Consider the following 15,557-nt stretch of genomic DNA (forward strand, 5'->3'; position numbering starts at 1 on the left):
ACTACATCACTCTTTACCATTTTTCCCTCTAATTGTTTCATTATCATAGGAAACAATTAGTATTAGTTACTTAAAATGGGGACGTAGGGTTACTTTTCCTTTTTAAGTAAGATACAATACATTTATATTTTTGATAAAAATACTTAATAGATATAGATAAATTAATGAAAAAAACAATTTCGGAGGACAAAATGTACGATTATTCACAATGGAATCACATATTTAAATTAGATCCAAACAAAGAAATCACTGATGATGATTTAGAAAAAATTTGTGAATCAGGAACGGATGCAATTTTAGTTGGTGGAACGGACGGTGTAACGTTAGATGCTACGATATCACTTCTTGTTAGAATAAGACGTTACGCAGTACCATGTATTTTAGAAGTATCAAATCTAGAAGCCGTAACTCCTGGTTATGATTTTTATTTTATCCCGACAGTATTAAATAGCAATGACCCAAAGTGGATTGTCGGAATGCATCAACAGGCAATGAAAGAATTCGCACATTTAGTTCATGCTGAAGAATTGGTAATGGAAGGTTATTGCATATTAAATGAAAATTGTAAGGCCGCAAAGCAGACAAGTGCAGTGACAGATCTTTCAATCGAAGATATTGTCGCTTATGCGGAAGTTTCTGAGCAATTATTAAAATTACCGATATTTTATTTAGAATATAGCGGCATCTATGGTTCACCACAGGTGGTAGAAGAAGTATCAAAAGTATTAAACAATACGAAATTATTCTATGGTGGAGGAATTTCATCAGCTCAACAAGCAATTGAGATGAAGCAATTTGCTGATACGATTGTTGTTGGGAACATTATCTATGATAACTTACAAGAGGCTTTACTTACTGTGAAAGCTGTGAGAGAAGGAGCGACGAAGTAATGAAAACAGCAGAAGAATTATTGCAAGGTTTAAATCCAATGCAAAAAGAAGCCGTTAAAACGGTTGATGGTCCTTTATTAATTATGGCTGGAGCAGGTTCAGGTAAAACTCGAGTACTAACACATCGAATTGCGTATTTATTAGGCGAAAAAGGTGTAGCTCCTTGGAATATACTTGCGATTACATTTACAAATAAAGCAGCTAGAGAGATGCAAGAGCGTATTTTTAATCTAGTTGGAAAAGATGCAGAGGATATTTGGGTTTCGACATTTCACTCAATGTGTGTAAGGATCCTTCGTAGAGATATTGATCGAATTGGCTTCAATAGAAGCTTTTCTATTTTAGATACATCTGACCAATTAACAGTCATAAAAAATATTCTTAAAGAGAAAAACTTAGATTCTAAGAAATTTGATCCACGTAGTATTTTAGGGACGATTAGTAGTGCAAAAAATGAACTACAAACTGCTGCTGATTATACAAGAGATGCTTTTACTCCTTATGAAAAAGTTGTTGGAGAAATTTATGCATCTTATCAAGATCGACTACGCAAAAATCATTCTTTAGACTTCGATGATTTAATTATGATGACAATCAATTTATTTGAACGTGTTCCAGAAGTACTACAATATTATCAACGAAAATTTCAATATATTCACGTGGATGAGTATCAAGACACAAACCACGCTCAATATAAAATTGTAAAATTACTTGCAGAGCAATTCAAAAATATTTGCGTTGTAGGTGATTCTGATCAATCAATTTATCGCTGGCGTGGAGCAGATATTTCTAATATCCTTTCATTCGAAAAAGATTACGAAAAAGCACAAGTTATTCTGTTAGAACAAAACTATCGTTCGACTCAAACGATACTTGATGCAGCTAACGCAGTGATTACGAATAATTCGAATCGTAAAGCAAAAAAGCTATGGACAGAAAATGGACAAGGTACGCCGATTCATTATTTTAGAGCTGCTTCCGAACAAGATGAAGGCTATTTCGTAGCTGGTAAGCTTGCACAGTGGAAAAAAGAAGGCGTTCGTCAATATGGCGATGTTGCAATTCTATATCGTACAAATGCACAATCACGTGCAATGGAGGAAGTTTTAGTTAAGTCTAATATTCCTTATAAAATGGTCGGCGGAGTAAAGTTCTATGATCGTAAAGAGATTAAAGATGTACTTGCTTACTTAAGGTTTATTGCCAATCCTGATGATGAAATCAGTTTTTCAAGAATTATTAATGTACCAAAACGTGGCGTCGGAGCGGCATCTGTAGATAAAATTATTAACTATAGCATAATGAATGACTTATCTTTATCTGATACTTTAGAGCAAATAGATTTCGTTGGATTAAGTGGGAAAATTACGAAAGCAGTTGGAGATTTCCATGCTATGACAAAAAACTGGCAACAGATGCTAGATTATTTATCAGTAACTGAACTAGTTGAAGAAGTACTTGATAAAACAGGCTATATCCAAATGTTAAAAGATGAAAATACAATTGAATCTGCTTCTAGAATCGAAAATATTGAAGAGTTTTTAACTGTTACAAATGCTTTTGAAGAAAGTAGTGAAGATAAAAGTTTAGTATCATTTTTAACTGATTTAGCCTTAGTTTCTGATATCGATCAAGCGGACAAAGAAGAGTCACAAACAGATGAAGTTATCCTTATGACGCTTCATTCTGCAAAAGGATTAGAGTTCCCAGTTGTCTTTCTAATAGGTTTGGAAGAAGGTATTTTCCCTCATAGCCGATCTTTAATGGACGAAGAAGAAATGGAAGAAGAAAGAAGATTAGCATATGTAGGTATAACACGTGCGGAAAAGGAGTTATACATTACAAATGCTCAAACACGTACACTTTATGGGCGTACAAGTATAAACCAAGAATCTCGCTTTATTAATGAAATTCCTGATGAACTTTTAGATCGTGCAAATAAGAAAGTAGTAACTGAGCGCCGTGCTGTATCGAGACCAGTAGTAGCAATGAAAACAACGGGTGGCGAGTCACTTGGTTGGAGAGTTGGAGATAAAGCTTCTCATGGTAAATGGGGAATTGGTACAGTTGTGAGTGTAAAAGGAGAAGGCGAAGCAATGGAGTTAGATATTGCATTCCCAAGTCCTGTTGGTATTAAGCGGTTATTAGCAAAATTTGCTCCAATTACGAAAGCATAGAAGGGATGGAGAGCTCTTGGATCAAAAAATCATTGATAAAGTTGAAGAACTAAGAACAAAATTAAATCAATACAACTATGAGTACTATGTGTTAGACCAGCCATCTGTGCCGGATGCCGAGTATGACTCATTATTACATGAATTAATTGGATTAGAAGAACAATATCCTACTATCATAACACCAGATTCTCCATCTCAACGTGTAGGTGGACAGGCAATTGATCTGTTCGAAAAAGTCGTTCACAGTCATCCAATGTTGAGCCTAGGAAATGCGTTTAATGAAGAAGATTTGAGAGACTTTGACCAAAGAATAAGACAGGATTCAGCTCGCGTTTCTTATGTTTGTGAACTAAAAATAGACGGCTTAGCCGTTTCACTTCAATATGAAAATGGATTGTTTGTCAAAGGTGCAACTCGTGGTGATGGTACAGTTGGAGAAGACATTACGCATAATTTAAAGACAATTAAAGCAATACCATTAAGACTTTCAGAGCCAGTTACAATAGAAGCTCGTGGTGAAGCATTCATGCCAAAAGCTAGCTTCGAAAAGGTTAATGAATCGCGTGAAAAGAATGGGGAAGAACTATTTGCAAATCCAAGAAATGCAGCGGCTGGTTCATTACGCCAACTTGACCCGAAAATTGTTGCTAAACGAGATTTATCGTTCTTTGTTTATGGATTCCCTACAGCTGAGGAGTTTTCAATTCAAAAGCATAGCGAAGCACTAGACTATCTTCACAAACTTGGATTTAAAACAAATACTTTCCGCAAAACATGCCACACAATTGAAGAAGTAATTGAATACGTTCATGAATGGAAAGAAAAGAGACCGTCATTACCTTATGAGATTGATGGAATTGTCATAAAAGTGGATGAATATAGCATTCAGAAAAAGCTAGGTTCAACAGCTAAAGTACCAAGATGGGCTATTGCATATAAATTCCCTGCTGAAGAGGTAGTTACAAAATTAGTAGATATCGAATTAAGTGTAGGGCGTACAGGTGTAGTGACACCAACTGCAATTTTAGAGCCTGTTCGTGTTGCAGGTACTGTAGTAAAACGTGCATCGCTTCATAATGAAGATTTAATTAAAGAAAAAGATATTCGAATTGGTGATTCAGTCGTTATTCGCAAGGCTGGAGATATTATTCCTGAAGTTGTGAATGTTCTATTAGATCGTCGTACTGGTGATGAACAGCCTTTTTCTATGCCAACTCACTGCCCTTCATGTGAGCATGAGTTAATAAGAGTGGCAGGTGAAGTTGCACTACGATGTGTAAATCCTTTCTGTCCATCTCAAATTCGTGAAGGATTAATTCATTTTGCGTCCCGTGATGCAATGAATATCGAAGGTTTAGGCGAAAGAGTAGTATCACAATTATTTGATGCTAATTTAATTAAGACTTTTACAGATCTGTATCTTCTAACGAAAGAACAATTATTATCTCTAGAACGATTTGGAGAAAAGTCAGCGGATAAATTAATTTCTGCAATTCAATCTTCTAAACAAAATTCACTTGAAAAATTATTATTTGGACTAGGCATTCGTCATGTAGGAGCTAAAGCTGCAAAGACATTAGCACAACATTTCCAAACAATTGATCGATTAATGGAAGCGACGGTTGAGGAAATAACCGGAGTTAATGAAATTGGTTCTAAAATGGCGCAATCAATAAATGATTACTTTTCACAAGACGAAGTAAAAGAACTTATTGCAACCTTTAAAACAGTTGGAGTAAATACTGAATATAAAGGGATTCAAGTAGAAAATATGAATTTGGATTCTCTTTTTGCTGGTAAAACAGTAGTATTAACTGGTAAGCTAGAACAGATGACTAGAAGTGAGGCGAAGAAGCAATTAGAAGCACTTGGTGCAAAAGTAGCAGGAAGTGTTAGTAAGAGTACTGATTTAGTCATTGCAGGTGAGGCAGCTGGATCGAAATTAGACGCTGCACGTAAATTAAATATCGAGATTTGGGATGAAGAGAGAATGATTAAAGAGCTTCAACCACAATAATAAATTCAATCAATTAGAGGGCGGATTAATGAGGTATTAGTTCGTTCGCTTAATAAGTAGAAGGTGTGAGTTAGATGAAAAAACCATTAGGAATGCTCCTATGTTGTTTTTCGCTCATCTTATCTGGCTGTTCATTATCAATAAAGAATGAAGATAAGGTTGTACAAGAGGGCAGTAACAAAAAAGGGGAAGACGCAATCATACCCCGTTATTCAATTTCAAATGATTACTACAAGACAATACTTCCGTTTAAGCCGAGTAATACAAGGGGTGCTGTCGTTGCAAATATTGATAATAGACTAGATATTAGTGAATTTGAATTAGGTTTAATGCGAATTGTACAAGAGCAATATTCAACAAAAGATTACTTGTATCAAGAAGGACAATTATTAAGTAAAAAAACAGTGGAATCTTGGCTAAAAAGGAAGTACACTCCATCACAATTTAAACAAAAACAAGATGCACTTGTAAAAGCAAATTTAAAAAAGAATTCGATTACAAATGATGGTTTGAATCCAATTCAAACAGACACAAAAAATCTTACTGAAGATGAAAAGGCTAAACAAGCTCCGATTTTTTTAAATTCTATTTTAGAGCAGGATTATCTAAAAAAGGATGGGAAAGAAGTTAAAGTTGAGGGAGTAGCAATTGGTTTAGCAATGAACTCTGTTTATTATTATCAAGAGGAACATGGCTATCCAAGAGAGCTTAAAATTCCTCAAGATGAAATGATTAAACAAGGTAAAGCGATCGCTCAAGAAATTTTGACGCGAGTTCGAAAAATGGACGAATTTAAAGATATACCGATTACATTTGCTATTTTCCGTCAGCAAAGTCAATCATCTGTAGTACCTGGAAACTATGTTGCTATGACTTCAGTTTCCGGAAATGACTTTTCGATTAGTAATTGGGATAAAATTAATGAGAAGTACTATTTATTCCCTTCAGCTGCTGCAACTGCAGATCACCGAGATGATGCGATGAAAATGGTTAACTTTAAATCCGATATAGAAAATTATTTTCCGAATTATACAGGTGTTGTAGGCACTGGTTTTTATAAGGATAATGAATTAATACAACTAAAAATTGATATACCTATGCAGTTTTATGGTAAGGCAGAAGTCATAGCTTTTACGCAATATGTAGCGGGACTTATGATGGACCATTTCCCTTCATACTTAAAGGTTGAGACGAATATATTCTCAACAAATGGACAGGAAGCACTTATCGTAAAAGAAGTAGATGCTAAAGAACCTAGTGTGCATATTTATAACTAAAAGGAAGAGGACAACTCTTCCTTTTTTCTATGTTACGGAAGAATCTGTAAGCGTTTCATATTTGAAGAAAATATAGGAATATTGTATTATGTAAATGTGAGTTTTTTATACAGTAGATAATTCTACTAGCAATTGACTGAAAACACTGATAGAAAAACGGTTACAGTTATTGCTATTTTCAAACTAAAGGGGGATTTATTCAATGGTTATACCTTACAAACATGAGCCATTTACTAACTTTGGCTTAGAGGAAAATCAAGAACAATACAAACAAGGATTAGCACTAGTTTCATCATATTTAGGTGAAAAATATCCACTAATCATTGGTGGAGAGCGTATCTTTACAGAAGAACAAATCGTATCTGTAAATCCTTCAAATCACAAAGAAGTTATTGGTTCTGTATCTAAAGCAAGCCGTGAATTAGCTGAAAAAGCTATGCAAGTTGCTGATACAACTTTTAATACATGGAGAAAAGTTAAGCCTGAAGTTCGTGCTGACATCTTATTCCGTGCGGCTGCAATTATTCGTCGTCGTAAACACGAATTCTCAGCTTTATTAACGAAAGAAGCTGGTAAACCTTGGAATGAAGCTGATGCTGATACAGCTGAAGCAATTGATTTCTTAGAGTTCTATGCTCGTCAAATGTTACAATTAAAAGACGGAATTCCTGTTGAAAGCCGTCCTGGTGAATATAACCGTTTCAACTACATTCCATTAGGAGTTGGTGTTGTAATCTCTCCTTGGAACTTCCCATTTGCAATTATGGCTGGAACAACTGTAGCTGCTGTAGTAACAGGTAACACTGTACTATTAAAACCAGCAAGTACAACTCCAGTAGTTGCTTACAAATTCTTAGAAGTATTAGAAGAAGCTGGATTACCTGCTGGAGTAGTAAACTTCGTACCAGGTAGTGGTGCTGAAGTAGGAGATTACTTAGTTGATCACCCACGCACTCGTTTCATCAGCTTTACTGGTTCTAAAGAAGTAGGTATCCGTATTTATGAGCGCGCTGCAAAAGTTAACCCAGGTCAAATCTGGTTAAAACGTGTTATCGCTGAAATGGGCGGTAAAGACACAATCGTAGTTGATAAAGAAGCTGATTTAGAATTAGCTGCTAAATCAATCGTTACATCTGCATTCGGATTCTCTGGTCAAAAATGTTCAGCATGTTCTCGTGCAGTAATTCACCAAGATGTGTATGATCAAGTTCTTGCTCGTGCAATCGAATTAACAAACGAATTAACTGTAGGAAACCCAGAAGATCGTTCAACTTACATGGGTCCAGTTAATGACCAAGCTGCATTCAATAAAGTAATGAGCTACGTTCAAATCGGACGTGAAGAAGGCCGTGTAGTAACAGGTGGAGAAGGAGACGATTCTACTGGTTGGTTCATCAAACCAACAATCGTTGCTGACGTTGCTGAAGATTCTCGTTTAATGAAAGAAGAAATCTTTGGACCAGTTGTAGCATTCTGCAAAGCTAATGACTTTGATCATGCTTTAGAAATTGCTAACAACACTGAATACGGTTTAACAGGTGCTGTTATCTCTAACAACCGTGCAAACATCGAAAAAGCACGTGAAGATTTCCACGCTGGTAACTTATACTTCAACCGTGGATGTACTGGTGCAATCGTTGGTTACCAACCATTTGGTGGATTCAACATGTCAGGTACTGACTCTAAAGCAGGTGGACCAGACTACCTAGTTCTTCACATGCAAGGTAAAACAACTTCAGAAATGCTTTAATTAATAGAGTAAAGGTTTGTTTTAGACATCCTTTATATAGAAGAAACCCCACAGAGAATATTCATTCTTTGTGGGGTTTTCTTTGTATTTATTTGCTATTATGATCAATTAAAAAAAGAGCGTATGAATTTTATGCTTTTCTTCTTATTTCACTACTTCACTATCTAAACCTTTCCTTATATTATTATGCTATAATTTTATCATAACGATTGAGAACAGAGAGAAGGGATACCATGCAAATTTTACAGAGAATTATTCAATTAGTAGATTCAATACCATTAGGAACTCGTGATGATTGGGACTCTTATTTTTTAGGACAAGCATTTATAACTTCTCTTCGTTCAACTTGCGGAAGTAGAAGGGTAGGAGCAGTTATTGTTAGTGATAATCGAATAATTGCTTCTGGGTATAATGGATATCCAAAAGGAGCTAAGCATTGTATTGATGGGGGGTGTCCTCGCTTTGCTGCTCGTCAAGAAGGTTTAATAGATAGTGGTAAATACTCAGATCAGTATCCTTGTGATGCTTTCCATGCTGAAGAAAATGCAATTTATCAATTAGTACAATCCGGAATTCAAAAAACGAAAGGTGATAAATGGACAATCTATTGTACAACTGCACCGTGTCGAGCTTGTGCAAAAATGATAAATGGAGCGGGGATTACTAGAGTTGTCTATAATGTAGGCTATCCGGATGATTATTCAATTGAGTATTTTAAAAAATATGGAATTGAACTGACAAGAATCCCTGCCGAATAAATTTTAGTCCAAATTTAAACAAACGTTTGATTATATGTAGGAATGTGTGTACAGACTGTTTGAAAGCGAATGTCTTTCGAGGTTCATTTAATCTAATAAAAGCGAAGTTATCCTATACGATCATTTAGCTTCAATTAGGTGAAGTAACGAAGAAAGAGACCGTTTGGCGGACAGTCTGTAATTATTTTACTTGTATTTAAGTGGAATGTTGCCCGACACATGGGAAATTTGGTATTATCAGTATATTGTATGTTGTGCGAATAATATGGAGGTGCAAATAAATGTCAAAGATTACAATGGAGCAAGTTAAGCACGTTGCTCATTTAGCGCGTTTAGCGGTTACTGAGGAAGAAGCTGAGAAGTTTTCTAAACAGCTTGGAGCAATTTTAGATTTTGCTGAGCAGTTAGGTGAACTTGATACAACAAATGTAAAACCAACTACACATGTCCTAAAAATGCGTAATGTATTACGTAAAGATGAGCCAGGTAAAGGTTTACCAATAGAAGAGGTACTGAAGAATGCACCAGACCACAAAGATGGACAAGTTAAAGTACCGTCAATATTGGATTAAGGGGGGAAATGAGAGTGTCATTATTTGAATATACAGTTTCAGAATTACATAGCAAATTAAAATCAAAAGAGATTAAAGTAGAAGAATTAGTAAATGAATCTTATGAGCGAATCGCAGCAGTTGATGGTGAAGTAAAATCATTTTTAACTTTAAATGAAGAGCAAGCACGCCTTCAAGCAAAAGCACTTGATGAAAAGCCTTGGGATGAGTCCCGTGGAATTCTTTCTGGTATGCCTATTGGTGTAAAAGATAATATCGTTACAAAGGGTCTTCGAACTACTTGTGCGAGTAAAATTCTTGAGAACTTCAATCCAATATACGATGCGACAGTTGTAACGAAATTAGCACAAGCTGAAAGCATTACGATCGGAAAATTAAATATGGATGAATTTGCAATGGGTTCATCTAATGAAAATTCTGCGTTCGGTGGTACTCGTAATCCTTGGAATACGGAATACGTACCAGGCGGAAGTAGCGGTGGGTCTGCAGCTTCAGTTGCTGCTGGAGAGGTATTATTCTCTTTAGGCTCTGATACAGGTGGATCAATCCGTCAACCAGCTTCATTTTGTGGAGTTGTTGGTTTAAAACCTACATATGGTCGTGTATCTCGTTCTGGTTTAGTAGCATTCGCTTCTTCTTTAGATCAAATTGGCCCAATTACTAGAAATGTAGAAGATAATGCTTTGTTATTACAAGCAATTTCAGGATTAGATGCAAATGACTCAACTTCAGCAAATGTAGAAGTCCCTTCATTCGCTAAGGCGTTAACAGGTGATGTAAAAGGTCTTCGTATCGCTGTACCGAAAGAATATTTAGGTGAAGGCGTTGGAGAAGAAGCTCGTGCATCTGTTATGGCTGCTTTAAATTTATTAGAAAGCTTAGGTGCTACATGGGAAGAGGTTTCATTACCACATTCTAAATATGCATTAGCGACATATTATTTAATTTCTTCATCTGAAGCATCTGCTAACTTAGCTCGTTTCGATGGTATTCGTTACGGTCATCGTGCAGCTGATGTAGAAAACTTAATTGATCTTTATAAGAAAACAAGAGCTGAAGGCTTCGGAGACGAAGTAAAACGTCGTATCATGTTAGGTACTTATGCATTAAGTTCTGGTTACTATGATGCTTACTATAAAAAAGCTCAACAAGTTCGTACTTTAATAAAAGAAGATTTCGAGAAAGTATTTGAAAACTATGATGTTATTATTGGCCCAACTACACCAACTCCTGCATTTAAAGTAGGCGAAAAAGTAAGTGACCCAATGACAATGTACGCAAATGATATTTTAACGATTCCTATTAACTTAGCGGGTGTACCTGCGATTTCTGTTCCTTGTGGTTTCCATAATGGTCTTCCATTAGGATTACAAATTATCGGTAAACATTTTGATGAGTCTACAATTTACAGAGTTGCCCATGCATACGAGCAAGCAACTGACTTTACAAAACAAAGACCACAACTATAAGGAGGCGCGGGAAAGATGAATTTTGAAACGATAATCGGTTTAGAAGTACACGTAGAATTAAAAACAAAATCAAAAATCTTCTCACCAAGCCCTAATGCGTTTGGTGCAGAACCAAATACAAACACTGGTGTAATTGATTTAGGTTATCCAGGTGTGTTACCAGTATTAAATGAAGAAGCTGTAAACTTTGGTATGAAGGCAGCAATGGCATTAAATTGTGAAATTGCAACTGAAACAAAGTTTGACCGTAAAAACTACTTCTATCCTGATAATCCAAAAGCTTACCAAATCTCTCAATTTGATAAGCCGATTGGTGAAAATGGATGGATTGAAATAGAAGTTGGTGGCAAAAAGAAACGAATCGGTATTACTCGCGTTCATTTAGAAGAGGATGCTGGAAAGTTAAATCATACAGATGAAGGATATTCATTAGTAGACTTTAACCGTCAAGGAACTCCATTAATTGAGATCGTTTCTGAACCGGATATGAGAACTCCTGAAGAAGCTTATGCATATTTAGAAAAACTTAAGTCAATTATTCAATTCAGTGGCGTATCTGATGTAAAAATGGAAGAAGGATCACTTCGTTGTGATGCTAATATTTCATTACGTCCATTTGGACAAGAGGAATTCGGTACAAAAGCCGAATTAAAGAACTTAAACTCATTTGCTTTCGTTCAAAAAGGGCTAGAGCACGAGCAAGTTCGCCAAGAAAAAGTATTATTATCTGGTGGAGTAATCCAACAAGAAACACGTCGTTACGATGAAGCTACAAAGACTACAATCTTAATGCGTGTTAAAGAAGGATCGGATGATTACCGTTACTTCCCAGAACCAGACTTAGTTGAACTTTACATTGATGATGAGTGGAAAGAACGTGTTCGTAAAAGTATTCCAGAGCTTCCAGATGCTCGTCAAAAACGCTATGTAGAGCAATTAGGTTTACCAGCATACGATGCAATGGTATTAACTTTAACAAAAGAAATGTCTGATTTCTTCGATGAAACAGTAAATAATGGTGCAGATGCAAAATTAGCATCTAACTGGTTAATGGGTGAAGTTTCTGCATACTTAAATAAATCACAAAAAGAACTGCATGAAGTTGCTTTAACGCCTGAGAACTTATCTAGTATGCTTAAATTAATAACAGACGGTACAATCTCTTCTAAGATTGCGAAAAAAGTATTCATTGAATTAATCGAAAACGGCGGAGACGCAAATGAAATTGTAAAAGCAAAAGGTTTAGTACAATTATCTGATGAAGGCGCTCTTCGTAAAATCGTTATCGAAACACTTGATGCGAACCCGCAATCAATTGAAGACTTTAAAAATGGTAAGGACCGAGCTATTGGTTTCCTTGTTGGTCAAATGATGAAAGCGACTAAAGGCCAAGCAAATCCACCACTATTAAATAAGATCTTAATGGAAGAAATTCAAAAAAGATAAGATTTTCAATAAAAAAACTACGAACTATAAAGCTCGTAGTTTTTTTGTACTGTTTGAGATTAAAATGACTCAATAATATGGTTGGCTTGCTGGTGCATACAAAAAGAAATCCACTTTACCGTTGGGTCGTTATATAATCCTGATATATGTATTAATAAAGAAAAAAATCCAGCACCTAGTATATTTCCAATGTAAGTAATAAGCCACAAATTTAATACCTCTAGCCAATTCATTTTTCCTCTAACGGCAATATAGGCAAAATAAAATATGTTACCTATAAATAAGTCAGCACCACCGTATGCAATTAGAAGAATGGCGACAGTGATTGTTATTACAGCCATCGGGTAAGCAAAAGGTGTATACGCGGCATGAAAGAAATTACTTGATTTAAATGCCACTATAACTCCGAAGCCTATAAACATACTAGCCATTATAGCTCTTAATAAAAAACGCAAAACACTATCTCGATAAATCTTTAACTTTTTTAGAGCAAAATACTCTACATTCACGAACGGTTTGTTTCCCATCTCATTATCAATCCTTAATTCTACTTTAATGTATTTATCATCAATATGTACTATAATGATTAAGTTGTTCAAAACCATTGAAAAATATAGCTAAGAAACGAATGTAATATAAATTTAATATAATATAATATTACTTTTCAATCTCGGTTTTCTGGGTTTGAACATGCTTTAGATAGGTAAAAATAGATAAGTAAATGGAAAAAGTTTACTATAAAAACTTTTTAGGTTAGGATATAAGTTAGAGAACTTAAATAAATAAGTAGGATGGTTAATGATGAAACGTGCTAGAATAATCTACAACCCTACTTCTGGTCGCGAAATTTTCAAGAAAAAGCTTCCCGATGTTTTGGAATTGTTCGAGCAAGCGGGCTATGAAACTTCTTGTCATGCAACAACCGGTGCAGGAGATGCGACAATCGCAGCAAGAGAAGCATGTGAACGAAAATTTGATTTAGTTGTAGCTTGCGGTGGAGATGGAACACTTAATGAAGTCATTAGTGGTTTGGCAGAACAAGAATATCGACCAAAGTTAGGATTAATCCCAGTAGGGACAACAAATGATTTTGCTAGAGCAATCGGTGTGAATGTTTCAATTATGGAAGCAGCTGAAGTCATAACAAATGGGCAAACTGTCCCCCTTGATATTGGAAGAGTTGATGATAAATATTTTGTAAATATTTTGGCTGCCGGTAAAATTACTGAATTAACATATGAAGTACCTAGTAAACTAAAAACAATGTTAGGACAGCTTGCGTATTATTTAAAAGGTATTGAAATGTTACCAAGAGTTAAGCCTACACGATTAAAAATTGAGTATGACGGAAAAATATTTGATGAAGAAGCATTTTTGTTCTTATTATCGAATACAAACTCTGTTGGTGGTTTTGAAAAAATTGCACCCGAGGCAAGCATTAATGATGGACAATTTGACTTATTAGTATTAAAGAAATCAAATATAGCTGAAATCATTAAAGTATGTGCTCAGCTATTAAGAGGTCAGCATGTACAAAATGAACATGTTCTTTATACTAGAGCAAGCCATTTGAAAATTATGTCTGATGAAAAACTACTATTAAATATTGATGGTGAGTATGGTGGAGAAACACCATGTACAGTCGATATGCTTTACAATCACCTAGAAATCTTTGTACCATAATAAGTGAAATAGTAGTAAATACTAGAAAAAGTAACCACGGTAGTTAACGTGGTTATTTATTTTGTATAATGAAATGGTTTAATAAAAGGTTGAAAGGTAGGTAAGGGACTTGTCGAAAAGAGTATTACCTGTAGAAAAGAATCAATTTATAGATGTTGAATTTATCGATTTAACTCATGAGGGACATGGAGTTGCAAAGGTAGATGGATATCCGATCTTTGTACCAAATGCACTTCCAGGTGAAAAGGCACAAATTAAGGTGCTAAAAACAAGCAAAGGCTTTGGTTTCGGTAAAATTATCGAATTCCAAAAAGAAAGTGATGTTCGAGTAGAACCAATCTGTTCGATTTACAATCAGTGTGGAGGCTGTCAAACTCAACATATGAGCTATGAAGGCCAGCTTGAAGCAAAACATAAACAAGTTGTAGAAGTTGTAAAACGAATTGGGAAACTTGATGATGTAATAATCCATCCGGTATTAGGAATGGAAAATCCATGGAGTTACCGTAACAAAGCACAAGTTCCAGTAGGAGAACTTGAAGGTGGACTAGTAGTTGGTTTCTATCAAAAAAGAAGCCATGAAATTATTCCAATGAATGAATGCTACATTCAAGGAAAAGAAAATGATGAAATGATACAAGCTGTTAAAGATCTTTGTGATGAATTAAAAATAGAGCCATACGATGAAATTAACCATAAAGGTCAGTTACGTCATATCATGGCACGTTACGGATACTATACAAATGAATCAATGTTAGTTCTTGTTACTAATAAAGTAAACTTTGCTCAAAAAGATGAATTAATAGCTAGAATTGTTAAGAAATATCCGACAATTACGAGCATTATTCAAAACGTAAATAATGAAAAAACAAATGTGATTCTTGGAAATCAAACAATTGTATTATACGGAAGTGAAACAATCAAAGATAAAATTGGAAATATTACTTTCGAAATTTCAGCACGATCATTTTATCAAGTAAATCCTACACAAACTAAGGTTTTATATGATAAAACACTCGAGTATACAGACTTAAACGGTAGTGAAACCGTTATAGATGCATATTGTGGAATCGGATCAATATCTTTATTTTTAGCACAAAAGGCTAAAAAGGTTTATGGTGTAGAAATTGTACCTGAAGCCATTGAAGATGCGAAACGAAATGCAATGATTAATGAAATGACAAATGTTGAATTTGAAGTAGGGAAAGCTGAAGAGGTTATTCCTAATTGGTACAAGCAAGGAATTACAGCTGATGTATTAGTAGTAGACCCTCCAAGAAAGGGTTGTGACGAGGCTTTATTAAATACAATCATTGATATGAAGCCAAGCAAAGTAGTTTATGTTTCATGTAATCCTGCTACATTAGCAAGAGACTTAAGAGTTCTTGAAGACGGCGGATATAAAACAGTAGAAATACAGCCGGTAGATATGTTCCCACATACAAATCACGTTGAAGCTGTCGCGAAATTAGTACTTAAGGAAGGGAATTAATTTTCATTACTAAGACTTTTAGTAAC

General features: G+C 35.2%; 12 protein-coding genes. 11 read left to right on the forward strand and 1 reads right to left on the reverse strand.

The window, feature by feature from the left end:
* The first annotated feature begins 191 nt into the window (after window positions 1–191).
* The 9 genes from pcrB to gatB all read left to right on the forward strand — a co-directional run bounded on the left by pcrB (window position 192) and on the right by gatB (window position 12,356).
* Window positions 192–890, forward strand: a complete 699-nt coding sequence (gene pcrB, locus CN925_RS10115) for a heptaprenylglyceryl phosphate synthase (RefSeq protein ID WP_098846138.1) — start codon at window positions 192–194, stop codon at window positions 888–890.
* Window positions 890–3,067, forward strand: a complete 2,178-nt coding sequence (gene pcrA, locus CN925_RS10120) for a DNA helicase PcrA (protein WP_098846139.1) — start codon at window positions 890–892, stop codon at window positions 3,065–3,067. The genes pcrB and pcrA overlap by 1 nt, the downstream gene beginning before the upstream one ends.
* A 16-nt stretch (window positions 3,068–3,083) precedes the next feature.
* Window positions 3,084–5,084, forward strand: coding sequence for an NAD-dependent DNA ligase LigA (ligA, locus tag CN925_RS10125; RefSeq protein WP_098846140.1), 2,001 nt, complete (start codon window positions 3,084–3,086; stop codon window positions 5,082–5,084).
* Between the two features lie 74 nt (window positions 5,085–5,158).
* Window positions 5,159–6,361 (forward strand): CamS family sex pheromone protein, encoded by a 1,203-nt coding sequence (locus CN925_RS10130; protein ID WP_098846141.1) that lies wholly within the window; start codon window positions 5,159–5,161, stop codon window positions 6,359–6,361.
* A 202-nt stretch (window positions 6,362–6,563) separates the two neighbouring features.
* Window positions 6,564–8,111, forward strand: coding sequence for an L-glutamate gamma-semialdehyde dehydrogenase (pruA, locus tag CN925_RS10135; RefSeq protein ID WP_098846142.1), 1,548 nt, complete (start codon window positions 6,564–6,566; stop codon window positions 8,109–8,111).
* Window positions 8,112–8,344: 233 nt separating this feature from the next.
* Window positions 8,345–8,869, forward strand: a complete 525-nt coding sequence (locus CN925_RS10140; RefSeq protein WP_098846143.1) for a deoxycytidylate deaminase — start codon at window positions 8,345–8,347, stop codon at window positions 8,867–8,869.
* 281 nt (window positions 8,870–9,150) lie between these two features.
* Window positions 9,151–9,441, forward strand: coding sequence for an Asp-tRNA(Asn)/Glu-tRNA(Gln) amidotransferase subunit GatC (gene gatC, locus CN925_RS10145; RefSeq protein ID WP_069032659.1), 291 nt, complete (start codon window positions 9,151–9,153; stop codon window positions 9,439–9,441).
* 8 nt (window positions 9,442–9,449) lie between these two features.
* Window positions 9,450–10,910: an Asp-tRNA(Asn)/Glu-tRNA(Gln) amidotransferase subunit GatA gene (gatA, locus tag CN925_RS10150; RefSeq protein ID WP_483295186.1), complete on the forward strand. Its 1,461-nt coding sequence runs from the start codon at window positions 9,450–9,452 to the stop codon at window positions 10,908–10,910.
* A gap of 15 nt (window positions 10,911–10,925) precedes the next feature.
* On the forward strand, window positions 10,926–12,356 hold the full coding sequence (gene gatB / locus CN925_RS10155; RefSeq protein ID WP_098846145.1) for an Asp-tRNA(Asn)/Glu-tRNA(Gln) amidotransferase subunit GatB: 1,431 nt from the start codon (window positions 10,926–10,928) through the stop codon (window positions 12,354–12,356).
* 59 nt (window positions 12,357–12,415) lie between these two features.
* On the opposite strand, the gene CN925_RS10160 is transcribed toward gatB, so the two are convergent.
* Window positions 12,416–12,883, reverse strand: a complete 468-nt coding sequence (locus tag CN925_RS10160; RefSeq protein ID WP_098846146.1) for a formate/nitrite transporter family protein — start codon at window positions 12,881–12,883, stop codon at window positions 12,416–12,418.
* 271 nt (window positions 12,884–13,154) lie between these two features.
* On the opposite strand from CN925_RS10160, the gene CN925_RS10165 reads away from it, so the two are divergent.
* Together CN925_RS10165 and rlmD are read left to right on the forward strand one after the other, a co-directional pair.
* Window positions 13,155–14,039, forward strand: coding sequence for a diacylglycerol kinase (locus tag CN925_RS10165; protein WP_098846147.1), 885 nt, complete (start codon window positions 13,155–13,157; stop codon window positions 14,037–14,039).
* Window positions 14,040–14,148: 109 nt separating this feature from the next.
* Complete coding sequence (gene rlmD / locus CN925_RS10170) at window positions 14,149–15,531, forward strand: 23S rRNA (uracil(1939)-C(5))-methyltransferase RlmD (RefSeq protein ID WP_098846148.1); 1,383 nt, start codon at window positions 14,149–14,151, stop codon at window positions 15,529–15,531.
* The last annotated feature ends 26 nt before the right edge of the window (window positions 15,532–15,557 follow it).

Source organism: Bacillus sp. AFS055030, assembly GCF_002574545.1.
Taxonomy (GTDB): Bacteria; Bacillota; Bacilli; order Bacillales; family Bacillaceae_G; genus Gottfriedia.

Bases quoted from the DNA above. Each gene is read 5' to 3' on its own strand.
- pcrB (WP_098846138.1), top strand. From the start codon at position 192: ATGTACGATTATTCACAATGGAATCACATATTTAAATTAGATCCAAAC.
- gatA (WP_483295186.1), top strand. From the start codon at position 9,450: ATGAGAGTGTCATTATTTGAATATACAGTTTCAGAATTACATAGCAAA.
- gatB (WP_098846145.1), top strand. From the start codon at position 10,926: ATGAATTTTGAAACGATAATCGGTTTAGAAGTACACGTAGAATTAAAA.
- CN925_RS10160 (WP_098846146.1), bottom strand. From the start codon at position 12,883: ATGGGAAACAAACCGTTCGTGAATGTAGAGTATTTTGCTCTAAAAAAG.
- CN925_RS10130 (WP_098846141.1), top strand. From the start codon at position 5,159: ATGAAAAAACCATTAGGAATGCTCCTATGTTGTTTTTCGCTCATCTTA.
- CN925_RS10165 (WP_098846147.1), top strand. From the start codon at position 13,155: ATGATGAAACGTGCTAGAATAATCTACAACCCTACTTCTGGTCGCGAA.
- CN925_RS10140 (WP_098846143.1), top strand. From the start codon at position 8,345: ATGCAAATTTTACAGAGAATTATTCAATTAGTAGATTCAATACCATTA.
- pruA (WP_098846142.1), top strand. From the start codon at position 6,564: ATGGTTATACCTTACAAACATGAGCCATTTACTAACTTTGGCTTAGAG.
- gatC (WP_069032659.1), top strand. From the start codon at position 9,151: ATGTCAAAGATTACAATGGAGCAAGTTAAGCACGTTGCTCATTTAGCG.
- pcrA (WP_098846139.1), top strand. From the start codon at position 890: ATGAAAACAGCAGAAGAATTATTGCAAGGTTTAAATCCAATGCAAAAA.